General features: G+C 68.7%; 14 protein-coding genes. 7 read left to right on the top strand and 7 right to left on the bottom strand.

What is annotated here, in order from left to right; genetic code table 11:
• Nucleotides 1-221: 221 nt before the first annotated feature.
• Both QM624_RS10385 and QM624_RS10380 read right to left on the bottom strand, forming a co-directional pair.
• Nucleotides 222-875 carry a GyrI-like domain-containing protein gene (locus QM624_RS10385; RefSeq protein WP_415091483.1) on the bottom strand — a complete coding sequence of 218 codons (654 nt, stop codon included), beginning with the start codon at nucleotides 873-875 and terminating at the stop codon, nucleotides 222-224.
• A gap of 71 nt (nucleotides 876-946) precedes the next feature.
• Nucleotides 947-2,293: a DUF2254 domain-containing protein gene (locus tag QM624_RS10380; RefSeq protein WP_415091481.1), complete on the bottom strand. Its 1,347-nt coding sequence runs from the start codon at nucleotides 2,291-2,293 to the stop codon at nucleotides 947-949.
• 245 nt (nucleotides 2,294-2,538) lie between these two features.
• Here QM624_RS10380 and QM624_RS10375 point away from each other — a divergent pair, with 245 nt between their 5' ends.
• Complete coding sequence (locus QM624_RS10375) at nucleotides 2,539-4,698, top strand: heavy metal translocating P-type ATPase (RefSeq protein ID WP_415091479.1); 2,160 nt, start codon at nucleotides 2,539-2,541, stop codon at nucleotides 4,696-4,698.
• Between the two features lie 146 nt (nucleotides 4,699-4,844).
• Here QM624_RS10375 and QM624_RS10370 read toward each other — a convergent pair whose 3' ends face one another.
• Nucleotides 4,845-5,057 carry a hypothetical protein gene (locus QM624_RS10370; protein ID WP_415091477.1) on the bottom strand — a complete coding sequence of 71 codons (213 nt, stop codon included), beginning with the start codon at nucleotides 5,055-5,057 and terminating at the stop codon, nucleotides 4,845-4,847.
• Nucleotides 5,058-5,383: 326 nt separating this feature from the next.
• Between QM624_RS10370 and QM624_RS10365 the strand changes: the two genes are divergently transcribed.
• Both QM624_RS10365 and QM624_RS10360 read left to right on the top strand, forming a co-directional pair.
• The gene (locus QM624_RS10365) at nucleotides 5,384-6,841 is read left to right on the top strand and encodes a stealth conserved region 3 domain-containing protein (RefSeq protein ID WP_415091475.1); all 1,458 of its coding nucleotides are present in this window, start codon (nucleotides 5,384-5,386) and stop codon (nucleotides 6,839-6,841) included.
• On the top strand, nucleotides 6,838-8,433 hold the full coding sequence (locus QM624_RS10360) for a Stealth CR1 domain-containing protein (protein WP_415091473.1): 1,596 nt from the start codon (nucleotides 6,838-6,840) through the stop codon (nucleotides 8,431-8,433). The genes QM624_RS10365 and QM624_RS10360 overlap by 4 nt, the downstream gene beginning before the upstream one ends.
• A 191-nt stretch (nucleotides 8,434-8,624) precedes the next feature.
• Here the strand turns inward: QM624_RS10360 and QM624_RS10355 are convergent, their stop codons facing one another.
• Complete coding sequence (locus QM624_RS10355) at nucleotides 8,625-9,860, bottom strand: family 16 glycosylhydrolase (RefSeq protein WP_415091493.1); 1,236 nt, start codon at nucleotides 9,858-9,860, stop codon at nucleotides 8,625-8,627.
• A gap of 9 nt (nucleotides 9,861-9,869) precedes the next feature.
• Nucleotides 9,870-11,201, bottom strand: a complete 1,332-nt coding sequence (locus QM624_RS10350; RefSeq protein ID WP_415091471.1) for a glycoside hydrolase family 16 protein — start codon at nucleotides 11,199-11,201, stop codon at nucleotides 9,870-9,872.
• A gap of 229 nt (nucleotides 11,202-11,430) precedes the next feature.
• Here QM624_RS10350 and QM624_RS10345 point away from each other — a divergent pair, with 229 nt between their 5' ends.
• The 3 genes from QM624_RS10345 to QM624_RS10335 all read left to right on the top strand — a co-directional run bounded on the left by QM624_RS10345 (nucleotide 11,431) and on the right by QM624_RS10335 (nucleotide 16,681).
• Nucleotides 11,431-13,629 carry a glycosyltransferase gene (locus QM624_RS10345; RefSeq protein ID WP_415091469.1) on the top strand — a complete coding sequence of 733 codons (2,199 nt, stop codon included), beginning with the start codon at nucleotides 11,431-11,433 and terminating at the stop codon, nucleotides 13,627-13,629.
• Between the two features lies 1 nt (nucleotide 13,630).
• Nucleotides 13,631-15,145: a glycosyltransferase family 2 protein gene (locus QM624_RS10340; RefSeq protein WP_415091467.1), complete on the top strand. Its 1,515-nt coding sequence runs from the start codon at nucleotides 13,631-13,633 to the stop codon at nucleotides 15,143-15,145.
• A gap of 135 nt (nucleotides 15,146-15,280) precedes the next feature.
• Nucleotides 15,281-16,681: a right-handed parallel beta-helix repeat-containing protein gene (locus QM624_RS10335; protein WP_415091465.1), complete on the top strand. Its 1,401-nt coding sequence runs from the start codon at nucleotides 15,281-15,283 to the stop codon at nucleotides 16,679-16,681.
• Between the two features lie 26 nt (nucleotides 16,682-16,707).
• Here QM624_RS10335 and QM624_RS10330 read toward each other — a convergent pair whose 3' ends face one another.
• On the bottom strand, nucleotides 16,708-17,697 hold the full coding sequence (locus QM624_RS10330; RefSeq protein WP_415091463.1) for a glycosyltransferase: 990 nt from the start codon (nucleotides 17,695-17,697) through the stop codon (nucleotides 16,708-16,710).
• A 128-nt stretch (nucleotides 17,698-17,825) separates the two neighbouring features.
• Here QM624_RS10330 and QM624_RS10325 point away from each other — a divergent pair, with 128 nt between their 5' ends.
• Nucleotides 17,826-19,595 carry a DUF4012 domain-containing protein gene (locus QM624_RS10325; RefSeq protein ID WP_415091461.1) on the top strand — a complete coding sequence of 590 codons (1,770 nt, stop codon included), beginning with the start codon at nucleotides 17,826-17,828 and terminating at the stop codon, nucleotides 19,593-19,595.
• 3 nt (nucleotides 19,596-19,598) lie between these two features.
• Here QM624_RS10325 and QM624_RS10320 read toward each other — a convergent pair.
• A partial coding sequence (locus QM624_RS10320; RefSeq protein ID WP_415091459.1) for an acyltransferase family protein occupies nucleotides 19,599-20,670 on the bottom strand: 1,072 nt, incomplete at its 5' end.

Raw genomic sequence — 20,670 nt, 5'->3', positions numbered from 1 at the left:
CTATTTAAGGTGTGCCGCTGAAGCGGGATTTTTGTATGGCGTTCGGGTTAGCCGCACGACTGGTGCCTGATCCCTTCGAAACTGCTAGTCCATACGCGGATGATTCTGGTGCCCGTGCGAAAGGTTGCTCGAGGGCTGGGGCGGTGACGTGACGACTTCTGGTCACGCCTGCTGAACACCTGAGAAACGGAGCGCGCGCTGAAGAAAGCCTAACGTCGCACCTAAGCTGAACGCAGCAGTAGCGACTGGGCAGGCGGAGGCAACGATGCTGGCTGGCGAAGAATGGTGCGCAGCTTGTCGGGGGTGACTTTGCGAAAGTCGCTGAAATAGATCTCGTGGTGTTTGCCGTCCAGGCGCAGCCCGTTCGAGGGGATGAACTCGTTGTGCATTCGTTCCAGCACAGGACCTTCGTCATCGAACGGGCCGTGGTGGAGCGTTTGCACGCAACACCCCTCTGAGAGGGTTTCCAGGTGAACGTCATCCAGGCGTGCAGGTGCGTTCTTGGCTCCCGCTTGTTCAACCGCGGACAGGAACGGCGCACGGTCGATCCACTCGGGAACCATCAGCATCATCGTCCAATCCCATCGGGATTTGTCACGTGAAGCGGCAAAGGCGTCCATGTCCTGCGCCCACCACAAACCCTCCAGCGGTGGCACGACGTAGTCGCGGTCGAACTCTCGCTTGCTAATGAACTTGAGCTTGTAGGCGACGGGATACAGCGCCGATAGCGCCTCGGTGTAGGCCGGAGCGGTGTTGGGGTCACCATGTCCGTCGACCATGAGGTACTGCATGTCGGGAACCGTCACGATGCGAAACCCCCCGCGCGGGGCTTGGTAGCTGTCGAGAGACTTCTTGAAGTCGACCTTCTCGGTCATGGGTCACCTGCCGTTGTCTCAAGCCGAGCCTGCTGGCACCAGGCTAACCGCGTTTCGATCAGCGGCGGCGGTTACTGCTCCGCCAGCTGAATCGCGGGCCGGTCGGGCTGGCCGCCTCCGATCAGCAGCAGCGTGCGGTCGATCTCGCGCAGCACCCGCTCCAGATCATGGGGCTCGTGAATGTCGCCCTTCGCGGACGCCCGGACAAGCTCGAGTTCACGGCGCACCAGACCCAGCCGTTGCGGGGTCGCGGTCGCGCCGGCAGCACGGAGTTGTTTCACCAGGGCGAGCATCACCACCGGCTCCGAGCTGCCTTTGCGCCGGATCTCACCACAGGCGAGTTCGAGATAGTCCTGGAAGTAGAGACCAGGAACCAGAACCCTGATCGTGCCCGTCGAGTCGATGACCGCCTCGGGCCCAAGCGGCACCCCCGCGATCCTGCCCAACAGCACCCCCAACTCCGCGCAGGACTGCTCGACCGTGTGGTAATCGAAGACATGCATGGACAGCAGCGCCATGTCGACCATCTGGACGGCGCCCAGAGCGACATCGTTGTAGCTGCTGCGCCCCGAGCCGATGGTAATCGCCCGGTTCACCGCCCGGGCCAGCGACTCGGGCTGAACCACACCACCATTAGCCGGGCAGGCCCATGCCAGCGGCGTCCCCTGCACCACATGTCCCCCGATGCCCGGCACCAGCTGGATCACCGCGTCCTCGGCCAGCGCGGCCCGCATCAGGGCGTCCATCTGCAGCCGCTGCACATAACCGGACCGCGGTGCCAGCAACTGGATGGCTCCGACCGGCGGCTCATCCCACGGCACACCGTCCAGGCCGGACATGCCCGCCGAACGTCCGATGCCCGGCGGCTGCGCGTCGATGGCGCGCCGGGCCGCCACCCCGACGGAGTTCAGCAGGCTGTGGGTCTGCAGGCTGTGCGCGACCCGATCGACGTAGAACACCAGCGCAGCGATGCAGGCGAACAGCAGCACGATGCCCATCGTGACCGCGAGGCGCGGATAGTCGTCCTGCGCACCGACCGTGTAGAGGCCGGCCGCGTTGTAGGCGAACGTGGCGATGAACAGGCCGAACACGATCTGGGTGGGCCGATCGCGCAGGAACGAGCGGACCAGCCGCGGCGAGTACCGGTTGCCGGCGACCTGCAGCGCCACCAGCGTGAGCCCGACGACAAGGGCGAACACGCCGACCGTGGCGGTCGCGACACTCAACAGGAGCCGCCGGGCATCCTCAGCGCCGCCGTGGTACAAGACCGGGCTCAGCGGACCGTTCTCCGGCAGTTTGACTTCGGCGAGGACCCCTCCGAGCAGCAGGGCGACCAGAGTCATCAGCAGCGGGACGAACCACAGCGATCCACTCAGCGTCTCTCGTCGCTGGCCCGACATCATTCCGGTGACCGTCATTCGCCCGACACCCTTCGTTCACGATCAGTTCGCCGTGCGTTCACCGACCTGTCGCACAAAGTAGTGCCGCATATAGGCGATGTCGACCGAATCACCCATTCCCAGGAAGAACATTTCGCAGCCGTCTTTCCGGTCGATGCGCCTTTGCCGCCCTACGCCGAGATGAGGAGTGACGTCACCGTGCGGAATATCGGCGGGACCGAGCTGTTGTATCTGATACCCCTAGGGGGTATACAGGAGGCATCATGACAAACCACTCGGCACACGATCACACGGGTCACGACGGACACGCAGCCCACACCGGTCACGAGGCACACGGAGCCCACACCAGTCACGAGGCACACGCAGCCCACACCGGTCACGAGGCACACGCAGCTCATCCGGGACACGGCAGCCATACCGGCCACGGCGGCCATGCGGGCCACGCCGACCATTTCCGGCGGCTGTTCTGGATGATGCTCGTCCTCTCGCTGCCGGTGGTGGCGCTCTCCCCCATGTTCGCGATGCTGGTCGGCTACCCGGCGCCCAGCGGCGTCCTGGCCTGGGTGGCGCCGGTCCTCGGCACGGTGATGTACGTCTGGGGCGGACGTCCGTTCCTGACCGGTGCGGTGGACGAGATCCGGTCTCGGCAGCCCGGGATGATGCTGCTGGTCGGGTTGGCGATCACCGTCGCGTTCGCGGCCAGCTGGGGCGCCACGCTCGGCATCCTCGACCACTCGCTGGAGTTCTGGTGGGAGCTGGCGCTGCTGATCGTGATCATGCTGCTCGGCCATTGGGTGGAGATGCGATCGCTCGCCCAGACCACCAGCGCGCTGGATTCGCTGGCAGCACTGCTGCCCGATCAGGCCGAGGTGGTTCGTGGCGATGACATCGCCACCGTCGCGCCGTCCGAACTCGGTGTGGGCGACGTGGTGCTGGTCCGGCCGGGCGCCAGCGTGCCGGCCGACGGACGGATCGTCGACGGCGAGGCTGAGCTGGACGAGTCGATGGTGACCGGCGAATCCCGGACGGTACGCCGCACCATCGGCGACCGGGTCGCCGCCGGCACCATCTCGACCGACTCGGCCATCCGGGTCGAGGTGACCGCGACCGGCGACGACACCACCCTGGCCGGCATCCAGCGCCTGGTCGCACAGGCACAGGCGTCGAGTTCACGGGCCCAGCGACTGGCGGACCGCGCGGCCGGGTGGCTGTTCTGGTTCGCGCTCGGCACGGCGGCGTTGACCGCCATCGTGTGGGCCGCTCTCGGCTACCCGGACGACGCGGTGCTGCGTGCCATCACGGTGCTGGTGATCGCCTGCCCGCACGCCCTGGGCCTGGCGATTCCCCTGGTGGTGGCGATCGCCACCGAGCGGGCGGCCCGTGCGGGCGTGCTGATCACCGATCGGTTGGCGTTGGAGTCGATGCGCGAGGTCGACGCCGTCGTGTTCGACAAGACCGGCACCCTGACCAAGGGTCAGCCCGGCCTGATCGACGTCACGGTCGCAGCCGATGCCGACCTGGACGAAGACGGTGTGCTGGCGCTGGCGGCGTCCGCGGAGTCCGACAGCGAGCACCCGTTGGCCCGGGCGATCGTCCGCGCCGCCGACGAGCGTGGCCTCCATCTCCCGGCGAGTTCCGGCTTCCGCTCCGCGCCCGCGCTGGGCGTGTCGGCGACGATCGACGGACGCACCGTCCAGGTCGGCGGGCCGAGGCTCCTGGAGGAAACCGGCACCTCTGCGCTGACCACCCCAGAGTCGGACGCCGGCGCGATCGTGCTGCACGTCCTGCGCGACAGCCGGGTGATCGGACGGCTCCGCCTCGCCGACGAGATCCGCCCGGAGTCTGCCGAAGCGGTCCGGCAGTTGCATGACCGTGGCGTCTCGGTGGTGCTGCTCACCGGCGATGCCCGTGCCGTCGCCGATCAGGTGGGTCGCGAGCTGGGCATCGACACCGTCATCGCGCAGGTGCGGCCCGAGGACAAGGCGTCCGAGATCGTCCGGTTGCAGCGTGCCGGTAACAAGGTGGCGATGGTCGGCGACGGGGTGAATGACGCCCCCGCGCTGGCCCAGGCCGATGTCGGGCTGGCGATCGGTGCCGGTACGGACGTCGCGATCGGGTCGGCCGGCGTCGTGCTGGCCGGCGACGACCCGCGTTCGGTGATCTCGGTGATCGACCTGTCCCGGGCCAGCTACCGGAAGATGCGGCAGAACCTGTGGTGGGCGGCCGGCTACAACCTGGTCACCGTGCCGCTGGCGGCCGGCGTGCTCGCACCGATCGGTATCAGCATGCCGATGGCGATCGGCGCACTGCTGATGTCGGCGTCCACCCTGGTGGTGGCGGCCAACGCGCAACTGCTGCGTCGCCTCGACCTCACCCCGGGGGGCCATCCGGTCGAGGCAGAACCCGCCGGCCAGCGGAACTGAGTCTGATATCGACCCCAGAGTGGGCACCACACGTCACGACATACGGCGGGAAGCCGCTCCGGTCCGGGCGTTCACCAGCCCACTCTGGGGTCGATTTCAGAGCATCGCCCGCTATGGGTGCCGCTGATCAAAGCCTCTCCATATCGTCATCGCGGCCCGCGGAAGGCCACGCTGACCCGCGACGGACTGCTGGTCACCTTCGTCAACCATCGCGGTTGGCCGAGCCGGGAGCATTCAGCGACCGTCGCTGCCGCCTCGACCACCTGAGCTTCGCCGTCCCTGATCGGGCCGCCCTGGACGACCGGGTCGAGCGGCTGGACGCCGCAGGCGTCGAGCCGGGGCCAGGTCAGCAGGGCCACGATCGGTGAGATGGTGGCGTTCGTGATCCCGCGACATCGCGCTCGAGTTCCCTACTCGATCCTGAGAGGCCGATGACGGATGCTGAGAGGCCGATGAAGGCCGTCAATGAGGCACTTGACCGTGTGACATACTCAGTGAGTTCCCCCCAGGACGCGACTAGGTTGGTGGTATGCGGAGGCCGTACAGATCCCTGCGGCACCGCCTTTCCCGTCGGTTCACGGCGGTCGGACGCGGTCTCGAACCGATTCCTCGGCGGCGCCTTCATCGGGTCAGCGACCAGGTAGCGACGCTCCGTCGGCGATCCATCGACGGCACCCCGGAGCCGGTGCGGCAGTTCGACTTCTGGGCGACGATCGCGGCCATCGCCGACGCGGCCACAGCGACCCTGACCCGGGCCGGCATCGAGGTCGTCCGGCTGGACAACGACGGCCGCAGCATTCTCGCCATTCCCGCCGAAGTACGCGCCGGCGCTCTGGACGCGCTGGCCGCCGACCCGGTGATCGCCCACTGGTGGATCGCCGGGCCGCGCAGGCACACCGCGAAGGTGTCCGAGTTCCAGCCCAGCCGAGCGGCCGACGCCACCCGGCTCACCCTGTTCCAGCTGCTCGCCGCCCCGAACGGTGACCCGATCACCGATGCGCGGTGCGGCGTCAGCCTCCAGTTCTGGGAGCTCGCCGAGGCCGGCGCGGAACGTCCCGACGGCGGCCTGCACAGCCCCGGCACCCGGCTGGCACCCACCCGCAATCCGCTGGCCGGCTATCTCACCGCCGACCTGTGGCGGCAGGCCCAAAACGACCCGGAGCGCCGGCTGCGGCCCACGTCGCCGCCGCATCTGCTGCGCATCAACGAGCCCATCGACATCGTCTACACCTGGGTCGACGACCGCGATCCGGCCTGGCGACAGCGCCGGGCCAGCGTCGAGCCGACACCGAGCGGGCTCTCCACCGACGCGTTGCACGGCGGCCGCACCGAGAGCCGCGATGAGCTGCGCTATTCGCTGCGTTCGCTCTGCTCCTATGCCGGCTGGTACCGCAGGATCTGGCTGGTCACCGACGGCCAGCGTCCGTCCTGGCTGGCAGACGATCCACGGCTCACCGTGGTGTCGCACCGCGATATCTTCAGCGACCCGAGCGTGCTGCCCACCTTCAACTCGCATGCCATCGAATCGCAACTGCATCACATCGACGGGTTGGCGGAGCACTTCCTGTACCTGAACGACGACGTGTTCATCGGACGCCCGATCCGTCCGGAGACCTTCTTCACCGGCGCCGGACTCGCCAAATTCACCCTTGCGCCGGTCGCGATCGACCGCCAGGACAAGCCCGGACGGTTGAACGGCGCCATGCTGGCCGCCCGTAACAACCGGGCTGTGCTGGCCGCCGATCTGGGCCGCACGGTGACCAATCGGGTGCAGCACATTCCGCACGCCCACCGCCGCAGCTCGCTGGCCGACTTCGAAGCCCGCCATCCCGACCGGGTGGCGCAGGTGGCCGCGTCCCGTTTCCGTAGCGCGGACGACCTGTCGCTCAGTTCGGAACTGGGGCACTACTGGGCCTACGCGCACGGCCAGGCCGTCACCACCACGATGTCCTTCCGCTACGTCGACATCGGTTCTCCCCTGGCCGACGAGTACTTGGACAGCCTGCTCGCCCGCCGCAACTTCGACTGCTTCTGCATCAACGACGCGGGCCCCTACCAACAGCCGGTCGACGGTGCCCGGGTGACCGACTTCCTGGCCGAGTACTACCCGGTACCCAGCCCGTTCGAGCGGACGGCACCGTGACCCTCACCGATCCCTTTCGCAAACCGCTCCGAACGCTCCGGGCCCAGCTGCAGCGCCGCCGCCGGCACGCCGACGATTGGCTGTGGCAGCGCTGGCCGCAGGCCTGGCGAGCGCCGCACGAAGTGGTGGACCGCTTCGACACCTGGGCCTACCTCGACGACCTGCAGCGCCGGCTGTCGGAGCTTCTGGACAGCGCCGGTGTCGCCCATGTCGTGCTCGACACCGGAAGCCTTCCGGAGCCCCGGATCGCCGTGCGCGCCCCGGACGCCGACCGGGCGCTGGCCGTGATCGCCAACAGCTCCGCGGGGCGGCCCTGGTGGGCGGCGCGGGTGCGCTCGGGTCTGATCGGACGCGCTCGTCCGGTGCGGCAGCAGCGAGCCGGCGGCGCGGACGGCGTGCTGATCTCGCGCAACCTGGTGTCCCCGGCGGGCATTCCGCTGACCGATTCGGAATCGGGTGTGCTGATCGAGTTCTGGAGTGTCACCGACGCGCCGACCCGCCGTTCCGGTGGCAGCCAGCTGCCGCCGGGCACGATCATCGCCCCCACCTCCAACGGTGTGCTCGACTACATCGACGCCGATCAGTGGGCGCAGGCGCAGCATGAGGGCCACCGGCTGCCAGCGACGCCCCCTCACCTGCTGAGCATGGTCGAGCCGATCGACCTGGTCTACACCTGGGTGGACGGCAACGATCCGGCCTGGCTGGCCCGCAAGGCGGACGCGCTCGGCCTGCCGTCCGAAGCCCGGTACAGCAGCGACGCCGCCATCGACGCCAGGTTCGCCAACCGCGACGAGCTGCGCTATTCGCTGCGGTCGGTCGAGATGTTCGCCAGCTGGGTGCGCCGCATCTGGATCGTCACCGACGGCCAGACACCGGAGTGGCTGAAGCCCGACGACCGGCTGCGGATCGTCGACCATCGCGAGATCTTCGCCGATCCGAACGCCCTGCCGGTGTTCAACTCGCATGCCATCGAGTCGCAACTGCACCACATCGACGGGCTCGCCGAGCATTACCTCTACCTCAACGACGACATGCTGTTCGGGGCGCCGGTGCGGCCCGAACACTTCTTCAACGGTGCCGGCCTGATCAAGATGTTCATCTCGCGGGTGGCTGTCATCGACCCTGCCCCGCGCAACGAGGACGACCTCGCGGTCAGTGCGGCGGCCAAGAACAACCGGGCGTTCCTGGAGCGCGAGTTCGGCCGCACCATCACCCACAAGCTGTGGCATACCCCCCAGCCGCACCTCCGCTCGGTGATGGAGCAGTTCGAGCAGGAGCAACCCGCGCTGTTCGACACGGTGATGCGGTCACGGTTCCGCAGCGTCGCCGACCACGCCCTGACCAGTTCGCTGGACGGCTACTACGCGATGGCGAAGGGGCAGGCGGCACCGAGCCGGATCCGCTACGGCTACCTCGACCTGGGGTCGGTGGACGCCTGGAAGACGCTGGAACTCTGGCTGCGCCGCCGCAACCTGCAGTGCCTGTGCATCAACGACTCCGGCGCGGAGGACCCGGCCGTCCAGCGTGCCAACGATGCGGCGCTGCGCGACTTCTTCGACAACTACTACCCGGTGCCGAGCCGCTGGGAGTGATGGCGGGCACCAGCAGGGTCTCGACACGCTCGACCCGCGGCGGGGTGGGGTTCGACCACGCCGACTGGGGAGATCCCGGGTCGAGCCCGGGATGACGAGAGCGCATCCTGACCGACGAACGTGGCGGGTCTAGCCCAGCATGACGAGAGCGCTCCCGGGACCGACGAGGTCCCCGGTCCCGGGAGACGTTCCTATCGGGTGCGCCAGGCCCGGACCCAGTCGACGTCCATCGTGAACGGCAGCTTCGGCTTGGGCACCGAGGCGGCGTCGACGCCTGAGCCCGGACGGGCGTCGGGTTTGGTCAACCGGTAGGTCTCCCAGTCGGAGCTGAGCAGGCTGATCACGACGTAGTAGTTGGCCGGGGCCAGTGCGACCTTCAGTTCCCGGGTGAGCTTGCCGTCCAGCCGGAATCGGACGCCGTTGCGGTCCCATTCCACCGACACCGTGTGCCAGGCGTCCCACCACTGCGGGTCGGCCACCCGGTCGGTGGCGACGTAGGACTGGGTGCCGTCGGCCGGGTGTTTGGTGCCTCGGACGTGGATCACGTTGGTGATGCCCCGGCCGTAGCCGAAGGTCTCGATCATGTCGAGTTCCTGGGCGGCGTCCGATTGCAGCCAGACCGAAGCGTGCGCGCCGGGTTCACGGGGGAACTTGACCCGGGCCGCCACCATGCCGGACGGAATCGTGAATCGGCCCTGGGTGCTCACCATCGCGTTGTCGAAGACGCCCTCGGGGCAGCCGACGGTCTTCTCACCGGCCTGTGCCTGCTTGCGCTTGGCGCTGGCGTTGACCCGGGTGGTGACGGCCTTGGACGCCTTGGACATGGACAGCGTGATGGTGCCGTCGGCTATCTCGACGTTGCCCTTGCGGGGAGCCGAGCACCAACGGCCACCCGCATCGTAGATATCGGTGAGCCGATAGTCCCAGGGTTGCGGCAACGATGATCCGTCGAACCCGCTGTTCAGCACCCGATTCCACTGGTCGGCGGCCTTCGCGGTCGGTGTCGCCACCGCAGCGCGGGCTTTGCCCGCAGGCAGTGCGACGGCACGGAAGCTGCCGCCCGTGCCGGGCGCAAGGAACTCGACCGAGCCGGCTCCGGTCATCTTCGCCGACGCCACCTCCTGCCAACCGGAGTCGGTCTGCCGCTGCAGTGCGACCGGCCGGCCCTTTGCCCGATGGCTGGCACCGAAAGTCGCCCGGGCCAGGGTGGAACCTCCGTAGTCGACCGGCGACACCTCCAGCACGGCCGCCGCATCCTGTGCGACCCGGCCGGTCGGCGACGACTGTTGCGGTGCCGGCGTCCCGGACGGCGCAGGTTGGCTGCCGGCCGAGGTCGGGGCGGGCGACATCGGAGCACTCGGCGGCGCGGTCTGACCCGTGCAGCCGACCAGCACCGTACCGGTCAGGACCGCGGCGACAAGGCGCATCCGCACGATTCAGGCCTTCTTCCAAACGCGGATCCAGTCCACCGACATCGACGGCAGGCTCTTCTGCTTCTTGACCGAGGACTTCTTCACGCCGGACCCGGGCCGCGCATCGGGCTTCTTCACCCGGTAGGTCTCCCAGTCGGAGCTCAGCACGCTCAACACCAGCTGGTAGTCGGCCGCCTTCATCCCCTTCAGCTGCCGGGTCTTCGCCCCGTCGAGGTAGAAGGTGATCGTGCTGTCGTCGAAGCTGACGGCCACCGTGTGCCACTTCGACCACCAGCTCTTGGTCTTCACCGTGCTGACCGCGACATAGGCGTCCTTGTCGACCTTGGGATCCTTCTTCAGCGTCGAACCGCTCAGCCGGTGGATCACATTGGTCACGCCGCGCCCGTAGCCGTACGCCTCGATGATGTCGATCTCCTGACGATTGCCCGCCTGCAGCCAGATGCCGGCGTGTGCGCCCTGGCCCTCGACGAACTTCACCTTCGCCACCACCGTTCCGGCGGTGAACGACTCACCGCTGCCCTGAGTGGTGATCATCGCGTTGTGGTAGACGCCGCCGGGGCAGCCCGGGGTCAGTGCGGAGCGGGCCGCCTTCGCCTTCTTCAGCGAAGCCTTGGCCTTCTTGATCGCGGCACTGCGCTTCTTCTTCTGGCTCTTGGTCTTGTTCTTCATCGCCTTCGCCTTGGCGAGGGCGGTCTCAGCCTTGCTCACGGCGCTGTCGGCCTTCTTCACCGCGGACGCGTTGTCGGCCTTCTGCCGATTCTTGGCCGCAGCGGTGGCCGTCTTGGCCTCGCTCGCACTGACGTTGGTCATCTTCAGCACGGCAGAGCCGCCGGAGACCGTGGTGTTGCCGCTGACCGGGGCCGAGCACAGCCGGCCGTTGGCCTGATAGCCGACCTCGTCGCGGCCCCGCCATGCCTCGGACAGCGTGCTGCCGGTGAACTGCTCAGCGAACGACGGCGCGGCCAGTTGCCGAGTCTCACCCACAACTTCAGGGCTGACCTTCGTTTTCTTCTTCTCCTTGTAACCGAAGGCCTTGGCGACGGCCCGGTAATAGCCCGGATCACTGGCGACGATGCCGAAGTTGACCGCTCCCTTCGAACTCATCTTCACCGACTTGACGGTGGTCCAGGCCTGTCCGTCCGATGAACGCTGGAGATTCACCACACGATTCTTGTCGAGCTTCGTTCCGGAGAACTGAGCGGTGATGGTGCGGCCCGCACTCAGCGTCAGCTTTCCCGCCGCGGCGGCCTGACTCACTCCCGCCGGCGCGACCAGCGCCGCCACCGTCAATACCAATCCGAGGGCGACCGCCGCAACACTCCGAATCATTCGCATTCGCACAAACCCTTCCGGCCAGAATCCTCAACCGGCGATGTGAGGAGATGGATCGAGTCTATAGGTAAATGTCTTTGTCACGACCACCGGTACCGTTGCCCCGCGCCGCGGTGCCGGCGTGCCGGCGATGGCCCGGCCCGACATCTGGTCGGCTGGGCCGGGGCGGAACGTCCGGCTCACGGTAGGCTGCGAAGACCCGCGTTCGCCGACCCCCCGAGGGAACCGCTCCATGCCCGCTGTGTCTGTGATCGTTCCCGTACACAACGGTGAACGACAACTCCGGGAGTGTCTGGGCTGCCTCACCGCCCAGACCCTGACCGACCTCGAGATCATCGTCGTCGACGACGGATCGACCGACGGCACGGCTGCCATCATCGACGAGGTCGCGGCGCTGGACGCCCGCGTCCGACGGCTCCCCGGTCCCGCGATCGGCAGTGCCGGCGCCGCCCGCAATGCCGGCCTGGCAGTAGCCACTGGCGACTATCTCGCCTTTCTCGACAGCGATGACCGGTTTGCCCCCACGCTGCTGGAGGAACTGCACGAGAAAGCGGTGGCCGACTCTGCCGACATTGTCCTAACCAGATTCAGAATCGCGGACGAGTCCACCGGCGATGTCTCACCGGTGGAATGGGGAGTAAGGCTGAGACACTTTCCGCGACGCACCCCCATCGCCCCGAGTGCGCTGGGTGACAACCTTTTTCTCGCGGTCAACCCGGCGCCCTGGAACAAACTGTTCCGGGCAGAATTAATTAGTCGCACTAACCTGCGGTTCCAGGAGCTGAGGCGCACCAATGACCTCTACTTCACTGCGCTCGCATTGGCGCAGGCCGAGCGGATCAGCTACATCCCCACCTACGGCATCGACTACCGGATCGGGCACGGCACCAGCCTCCAATCCACGCTGCACGAGTCACCCCTCGATTTCGTCGACGCGCTGACCGCCATTCGTAGCGAGCTGGAACGAATCGGACGCTGGCCGGCACTCGAGCGTGCCTTCACGAATCTGGTGGTGGAGGTCAGCCTCACCGCTCTGCGCAAGGCCGGCACGGCGGAGTCCTTCGCCACCGTCCATGACGCTCTCCGCGACGACCTCCTGCCCCGGCTCGGAGTCACCGGGCGGGCCGACGACTACTTCCTGCGCCGCGACTACCCCGCGCTGGTGGCCGACATCCTGGACCGCAGCACGACCGAGCTGATCTTCCAGCGGCTGCAGCAGGCCCAGCAGCAGGCAGCATCGGCGCGGGCGCAGGCGCACTCCGCCCTGCTTGCGGTGATCGATCCGGACGCGGACAGCGCCGCCGACCCGGACGCCGCCACGCCGGCGCCCGCCTCACCCACCATCGACCTCGCCGATGCCGACGGCCGCCCCCGTCCCGACGTCAGTGTGATCATCCCGGTGCACAACACCGAGGCCTACCTGCGGGACTGCCTGGCCAGCGTGCTGCAGCAGTCGGGTGTCGACATCGAGATCATCTGCGCCGACGACGGGTCCACCGACGCCAGCGGCACGCTGCTGGCCAGGATCGCCGCGTCCGAGCCTCGGGTGCGGGTGCTGACCCTGTCGCACGCCGGGCAGTCCCAGGCGCGCAACGCGGCTCTCGGGATCGCCCGCGGCCGCTATCTGTGCTTCGTCGACAGCGACGACTTCTGGCGCTTCGACGGCCTCGCCGAGCTGGTCGACCACGCCGACGCCGAACAGCTCGACCTGCTCGCCTTCGACGCCGAGTCCGTCCGAGACCCCGGGGTGGGAGACCGCCGGTGGCGGCGGATGGCCACCTATTACCAGCGCCCCGGCGACTACCGGGAGACTTCGAGCGGACCTGGGCTGCTGGCCCGGATGAACGCACGGCGGCACTACCGGGCGAGCGCCTGCCTCTACCTGGCGCGCCGCGACGTCATCGAGGCCCACGGCATCCGTTTCCGGCCCGGGATCTCGCACGAGGACAACCTGTTCACCTTCCAGGTGATGCTGGCCGCCGGCCGCGCCGCACACCTGCCGGCACGGCTGTACGGACGCCGCCTGCGCCCGCATTCGATCATGGGCACGGCGAGTCGTGCGGTGGCGGCCCGCGGCTACTTCGTCTGCGCGGTCGAGATGTTCCGGCTGGTACACGGCCGCCGCTTCGAACCGGACGTCGCCCGGCAGATCGGCGCGGTGATCCACCGGGTGCTGCGACAGGCCAGCGAGCAGGCCACCGGGCTCGGCGCCGATCTGGTGGAGCGCCTGGGCACGATCGACCCGGCGCCGGACGCCCAGGCGCTGTACCGGCTGATCGCCGAAGCCCATGCCGAGGCTCAGTTCCGGCGCAAACGACCCTCCCCGCCGCCTCATCCCGCCCGTCGGGTGGCTGCCGGCGTCCGACGCCGGCTGGGACGGCTGGCCCGCGCCGCCGCCGACCTGGCGCGCACGGCGAGAAGGGGCAGCTGAGATGGCCCGGCTGGGCAGCCTGCTGCGGCGACTGGAACCCGGCGTCACGATCGTCGTCCCGGCGCACAACGTCGAGCGCTACCTGGCACGCTGCCTCGACTCGGTACTGGCGCAGACCTGGTGGGATCGCTGCCGCATCCTGGTGGTCGACGACGGCAGCACCGACGACACCGGACGGCTCGCCGACCAGTACGCCGCCGCGCACTCCCGCATCACGGTCGTCCATCAGGCCAACGGCGGCCCAGGGGCCGGGGCGGCCCGCAACAACGGGCTCGACCTGGTCCGCACCCGACAGGTGCTCTTCCTGGACGGCGACGACGAGTTGACGCCCCGCGCCATCGAGCTGCTCAGCGGCGCCGCCGCCCACCACGGACGCGATCTCGCGGTGGGTGCCACTGAGCAGTTCCCGCAGTCCCGGACGTGGCTGTGGACGCCCTACTTCGAGGCCGGCAGCGTCCGCGACGTCGCCATCGAGGACGTCCCGCTGCTGGCCCACGACGCCCGCACCTGCAACAAGCTGTATTCGACCCGGTGGTTGCGCCGTTCGGGCCTGCGGTTCGCCGAGGGCATCCACCATCAGGACACCGTGGTCAACGTGCCGGCCATGCTCCGCGTGCCGCGCTTCGCACTGGTCGGCGACGTGGTGCACCGCTACCGGAAGCGGGCCGAGGGCGGTTCGGTGATGGACAGTCACTTCACCCGGCTGGACAACTACTGGGATCACCTGAAGGTGATCGAAATGCTGGCCGGCATGCGCGAAGGGCTGCTCCCGGGCCGCCGTCCGCTGCTCGATGCGTTCATCGTCCGCAGCTTCCAGGGCTTCGCCCGGCGTGCGCCGAGCCTGCTGCCCGCCGACCGACTGCCCGAGTTCTTCCGCCGGACGAAGACGGTGGTCGAGCGGATCGACCCGGCGGTCATCGAGCAGGCGACCGCAGGCGCCGACCAGCGCGCCGCCTACGTGACGATGCTCGAGGACGACCTGCCCGCCTTCCTGGATCTGGACGCCCGGGTCGGACGGCTGCGGGCGCACCGCGGCGACCTCTACCTGGACCTGCACAGCAGCGGCGACGCCACCCGGCAACTGGCCCGCACCGGGGCCACCCGGGCATGGGCCGACGAGCTCCGCGTCGACGCGGCGTCCCTGCGGCTCAGGGTTCGATTGCGGATCCAGGGCGCCAGCCACCTGGACACCGCCCTGGACGGGGTCGTAGCGCGGCCGCTGCAGGACGGCGCCCCGATCGGCGAATGGCCGGTGACGCTGCGCCCCGACGACGAGGATCCGCGGCAGCACACCGGCGAACTGGAGGTGCCGCTGGATGCGCTGCCCGGCGGCGCCTTCACGGTGCGGCTGGGCTTCCTCACCCCGACCGGCAGCACCGCCCGGTGGCTGCGCCGTGCCCCGGACGCCACCGACGAGAATGCCGACAACGGCGCCGTCCAGGTCAGCCTCGGCACCCGGGACGACCGGGCCGAACTCCGACTGACCCGGACCGGTGAGGGAAGCACCACGGCCTGACCCCAGCCGCGTCCGGCCGGCTGGGATCCGCCTCCGGGGACGATGCGAGCAGTCGTCGAGAGAGGTTATACTGCTGCCTTCGGGGGAAGTACATGGGGGATTCAGGATCAGCCGACCCAGGAAGTCTCCAACAGAATGACAGGAACCCCGCAGCGGCGCATCGTCACGGTGCTTGCCGCCACCACAGCCACGCTTGCCAGCTTCGCGATCGCACCGACCGCGCATGCCGTCGACCTCCGCGATGCCACCTCAGCACTCGCCGTCGGCGGACGCTACCAGGTGATGCGGATCAGCCACACCGGTGACATCACCGCCGAGCTGGCCGCCGCCACCAAGGCCGCGGCGAGCGCCAGCCAACCGCGAGTCGTCTCGCTCCCCGCCGGAACCGTCAAGCTCACCGCGCAGATCAGGGTCGCGAACAACGTCTACCTGGTCGCCGATCCCGGAACGACCGTGGTGCTCTCCAAGTCGGCCGATCAGCTGCTCTGGTTCAACGCGGTCAACGCCGGCGTCTACGGCGGCGTCTGGGACGCCGCGGGCAAGGCGTCCAGCGTGATCGGCACCAAGGCGTCCACCGTGCGGGTGGCGAACGTCACCGTCCGCAACGCCAAGAAGAACGGCATCGTCGGCTACGCCAAGACCCAGCTCACCTTGTCCGACGTGACCAGCACCGGCAATGCCAACGACGGCGTCTACGTCGCCGAGGCCTCCAGGCTGACCGCGTCCAACGTGCGGGCGGTCAAGAACCGCCGCAACGGCATGCAGTTGTCCAGCGGGGCGGTCGGCACCATCACCGACAGCGCACTCGACAACAACGGTCTTGCCGTGTCCGGCTCCACCACAGGCAAGGTCGGGCACGGCCTCGGCGTCGCTTCGGCGCGAGCGACCGTGAGCAACACCAGCATGTCCTCGAACAAGGTGTGCGGCGCCTCGCTGACCGGCTCGGTCGACGTCACCCTCACCAGGAGCACGCTGTCCGGCAACGGCCGGCACGGCGTGGGGACCACCGCCGGCGTGAAGGCCACGGTCAGCGACAGCGTGGTCAGCGGCAACCGCTACAACGGTGTGCTGGCCTCCGGCTCGGGCACCCAGGTTCGACTCGCACGGGTGACCATCACCGGAACCTCCCGCTACGGCCTGTCGGTGCCGTCCAAGGGCTCGGCGACCCTGCAGGGGTCGACGATCACCACCTCGGGGCGCAGCAACATCTCGGTCTCCGACAAGGGCAGCCTGTCGGTCGACAGCGACAACCGGGTGACCGACGGCAAGGCCGAGGGGATCACGGTGACAGGAAAGTCGAAGCTCACCGTCAACGGCACGGGCAACCTGGTCCGCGCCAACAAGGCCAGCGGCCTGGTGGTCTCCGGCAGCGGCACCAGCGGGCGGATCACCAAGTCGGTCACCTTCGAGGCCAACCGCAAGTACGGCATCCTGGTCAAGACCAAGGGCAAGCTCGCCACCGTCGCCAACTCGTTCGTCAAGAACAAGTCGGCCACGATCCACAAGCAGAGCGGCGGCAAGGTCACCAAGATCTGAGACCCGTGGACGCCTTCCTGCCGGTGTCAGCGGCGGCGAGACCGTCCGACCGGCCACCATCTGCGGGCCCCCGGAGTCGACGACCGTCCGGACGCGCCGACGCGGGCTTCCCGCAACGCCAGCGCGTGCTCCAGCAGGGTCGCGGCGCGGCGGTCGAACGAGTGCTCGACACGAATCCGTTCGGCCGCCGCGAGCCGCTGCGCCCGGTCGGGCCAGAGCTCATCCGGATCGGCACCGAGGATCGCCGCCACCTCATCCTCGGCGTCGCAGGTGACCACGCTTGCGCCGAAGAGTTCGGTCAGGCCGTCGATCTCGTCGCTCAGCACGCGCGCCCCGCAGGCCACCGCGTCGAACAGCCGGTTCGAGACGAAGCCGGCCCGGCGCATGTCCTCCCAATGGTCGTTGAGCACGATCCGGGCTGCGGCGTAGTGGGCGCCCACGTCGGCGTTGGGCACCGACTTCGCCACCAGCCTGGCCGCCTGCGGCGTGTTCTCCCAGCCGGTGCCGATGATCGCCATATCGGCCACGCCGGCCGCCGCCTCGACCAGCGGACGGTGCGCGCCACGCCGCGCGTTGCCGATGAACAGCACCCTGCCGGCCGTCTCGGGTGCCGCACCCTCGGCCCGGCCCGGGTGGCACAACTCGACGTCGGTGCATTGCGGCAGCGGGGTGATCGCAATCCCCCACTCGTCGGCACGTTCGCGGGCCCAGTGCGGCCCGGCGGCGAACACGGCGTCGTAGCGGCCCGCCTCGTCGGCGGTCACGTCGTCGGGGTGCGAGATCACCCACAGCAGGTTGATCGCTCCCGGTTGCGGCGGGCCGATCTCGAGCCCGCGCAGGGCCAGCACCACATCGTCTTCGGCCCGGCCGGCCCGCTCCCGGGTGTCCCGGCGGTCGATCGTCACCTGCTGGCCGAGCCTGCGCAGCGCACGGGCCAGCGACTCCGCGAAGTGCGTATCGCCCCACAGATCGCCCCAGCGTCCCGGAGTGGCGGCGGTGTCGATCGCCCACCGCAACCGCGGTGCTTGACCGATACCGTCCGACGCCACTCGTCACCCCCAGAGAGATGGTCAAATCTAGTGCCTCACATCCACCCCCGGCTGCCGGGCCGTCCGACTCCGTCCGGCTGGCTACGATCAACACCATGACGACTGCCGCTCCCGATTCCGAGGCGGCGGGCGACGACACCCCCTCAGCCGATTCCGCTCCCACACGGCCGGCTCGCAGGCGCCGTCGAGCCCGCTGGATTGTTCTGTCCGTGCTGGCCGTGGTGGTGGTGCTCGGTGCCGTCGCAGCGTGGCTGGGCTCACGGGTACTGACGGTGCAGAACGAGCTCACCGCTGCGCAGGCCGCGGTCAACGACGTCCGCAAGGGCGGTGACCCCAAAGCGGCCCTGCAGGTGGTGGCGGACCGGTCGGCCGCCGCGGTCGCGGCCAGCGACGGTGCGCTGTGGGGGCTGGCGGAGCAGACGCCCGTGATCGGTCCGAACCTGAAGGCCGCACGGCTCGCTTCCCGCTCTTTGAACGAGTTGAGCGCGGGGTTGGCGGTTCCGGCGATGGCCGCACTCGACGCCCCCGGCTCCGAGCCCACGCTGCAGCGGCTCCTCCCGGTGGTGCAGCGCGCCTCGGCCGAGATCAGTACGCTCACCGCCGAGATCAAGCAGGTCCGGCAGAGCCCCGATCTGATGCCGCAGGTGCGCGGCGGTGTCGATCAGCTCGGTGACATCATGGACGCCGCCGACCCCGTGCTGCAGCTGATGCCGGGCATGCTCGGCGCCGACGGCCCGCGCAACTACATCCTGGCGGCGCAGAGCAACGCCGAGGTGCTGGCGCTGGGCGGCAGCGTCGCGTCGCAGAGCCTGGTCCGGTTCGCCGACGGCACCGCCAAGATCGTCAAACAGGCCGACAGCACCCAGTACCGCAACGGCGTGGCGGTGAAGAGCGACATCGACAAGAGCGCGCTCAAGCTGTACAACGACTACCTGATCACCCACATCAACACCAGCGTCGGACGTCCGGACTTCCCTACCGCCGCCAAGACGATCCGGGCGTTCTGGAACCGCGACATCGACCCGGACAAGGTCGACGGGGTCATCTCGGTGGATCCGCTGGCCCTGGCCCGGGTGATGCGCGCCACCGGTCCGGTGAAGGTCGACGGCCACACGATCAACAGCGACAACGCGGCCTCGTTCCTGCTCAGCCGCGCCTACCAGCTCTATGAGCCCAAGGTCGCCGACAAGATCTTCAAAGAGGTCGCCGTGTCGGTGATGGACAAGCTGGTGTCCGGTGAGTTCAACGTCGCCAAGCTGGTGCCCGCCCTCGCCGAGGGCATCGAGGCCGGCAGCATCATGTTCTGGAGCGCCGATCCGGCCATTCAGCAGCAGATCGCGTCCACGCCGCTGGCCGGCATCCTGCCGACCGACAACAAGGAGTCGACCACGATCGGCGTGTTCTATCGCGACGCCTCACTGGGCTCCAAGATCGACTACTACCTGCGGTCGAAGGTGAAGACGACCAGCACCTGCAATGCCGACGGCACTCGCTCGTACACGGTGTCGACCACGCTGTGGCTCGACCTCAGCAAGGCCGAGAACGCCAAGCTGCCGCGCTACGTCACCGGCGGAGACCCGGCGACCAAGGTGTACCGGACGCAGCTCTTCGTCTACGGCCCGCCGGGCACCACGGTGACCGACTCCCCGCGTCGGACCGAGAAGTCGTGGAACTGGCGGCCGACCGACTCCACCGACCTGGGACGTCCGGTGCCGTCGTTCATGACGATCAATGATCTCGGCAAGAAGGTCACGCTCTCGGTGACCTTCACCGGGCCCACCGGCGAGTACGGGCCGGTCGCGGTGCGCACCACTCCGATCGTCCACCCGACCCAGGTGGAGATCGGCGCGGGCTGCGGGGGCTAGCCCTCACAGCACCTTGCGCACCGCCGGGATTCGGCGCAGAAGGGCGGCGAGTCCCCAGCACAGCGGCAGCGAGATCGCCAGCAGCAGCCCGAACTTGACCACGGCGAGAGCGGCCACCGGTCGCAGCAGCAACGCCACGATCACCAGTACGAGCGGGTGGATGACGTAGACCGCGAACGCCTGCTCGGAGCAGAACTTCGCGAAGGGTGACGGCGCGCGGTTCGCGTGGTCCCGGTAGAGCACCACGAGCCCGATGATCAGCCCGACGGCAAGCGCGGCCTCACCCAGGTCGGCGACCCAGCCGACGAACGGCGGCACGCTGCCCGCGGCCCATGTCCCCCAGCCGAACAACGCCGCACCGACCAGCGCCAGCAGCCATCCGACCCGGCCCTGCCGCGGGGTCAGGCCCTGAAGCCAGCCGCGGCTGTCCGCGTAGCTGCCGATCACGAAGAGCAGCAGGTACTGCGGCAGGTAGGCAGGGCTCGGCAAGCCGACCACGGGCCAATAGCTGTCGACCGGCACCAGCAACCGCCACAGGATCGTCGCCACGGCCAGCACCGCGATCACGCCGGCGATCATGGCAGTCGTGACCGGACGCGGCTCGGAACCGGCGGTGGACGCCGGGCGCAGCCGCCGGACCAGCACGTAGCCGAACGAGAACACCAGAAGGACCTCGACGAACCACATCGGTCCCGGATCGCCGACGGTGAGGTAGTACTCCAGGAAGGAGAACCGCTCACCGGCCAGCAGGCTCGGGATCAGCTGGGGCAGGTTGACCAGCGGACGAATCAGCAGGACGAAGCCGAGCAGTGGCACACCCGGCCTGAGCAGCCGATCCCGCAGGAACCGGTCGCCGCCCTTGCGCTGGTAGGAGCCGGGCACGAAGACCCCCGAGATCAGGAAGAACAGCCCCATGAACCAGGTCTGGTTGACGATGACGAACGCCGTCAGTCCGGCCGCCGTGGGGTCGTCCGCCGGTTCGAGGTAGAACCACGCCGGGATCAGCGAGTAGGTCACCGCGCAGTGGTGCGCGACGACCAGAACCGTCAGCGCCGCCCGCAATTTGTCGATGTAG

The organism is Micropruina sp., from assembly GCF_047606365.1.
Taxonomy (GTDB): domain Bacteria; phylum Actinomycetota; class Actinomycetes; order Propionibacteriales; family Propionibacteriaceae; genus Micropruina.
The sequence above is the reverse complement of the archived record's forward strand: the minus strand, read 5'-3'. Positions and strand labels throughout refer to the sequence as shown.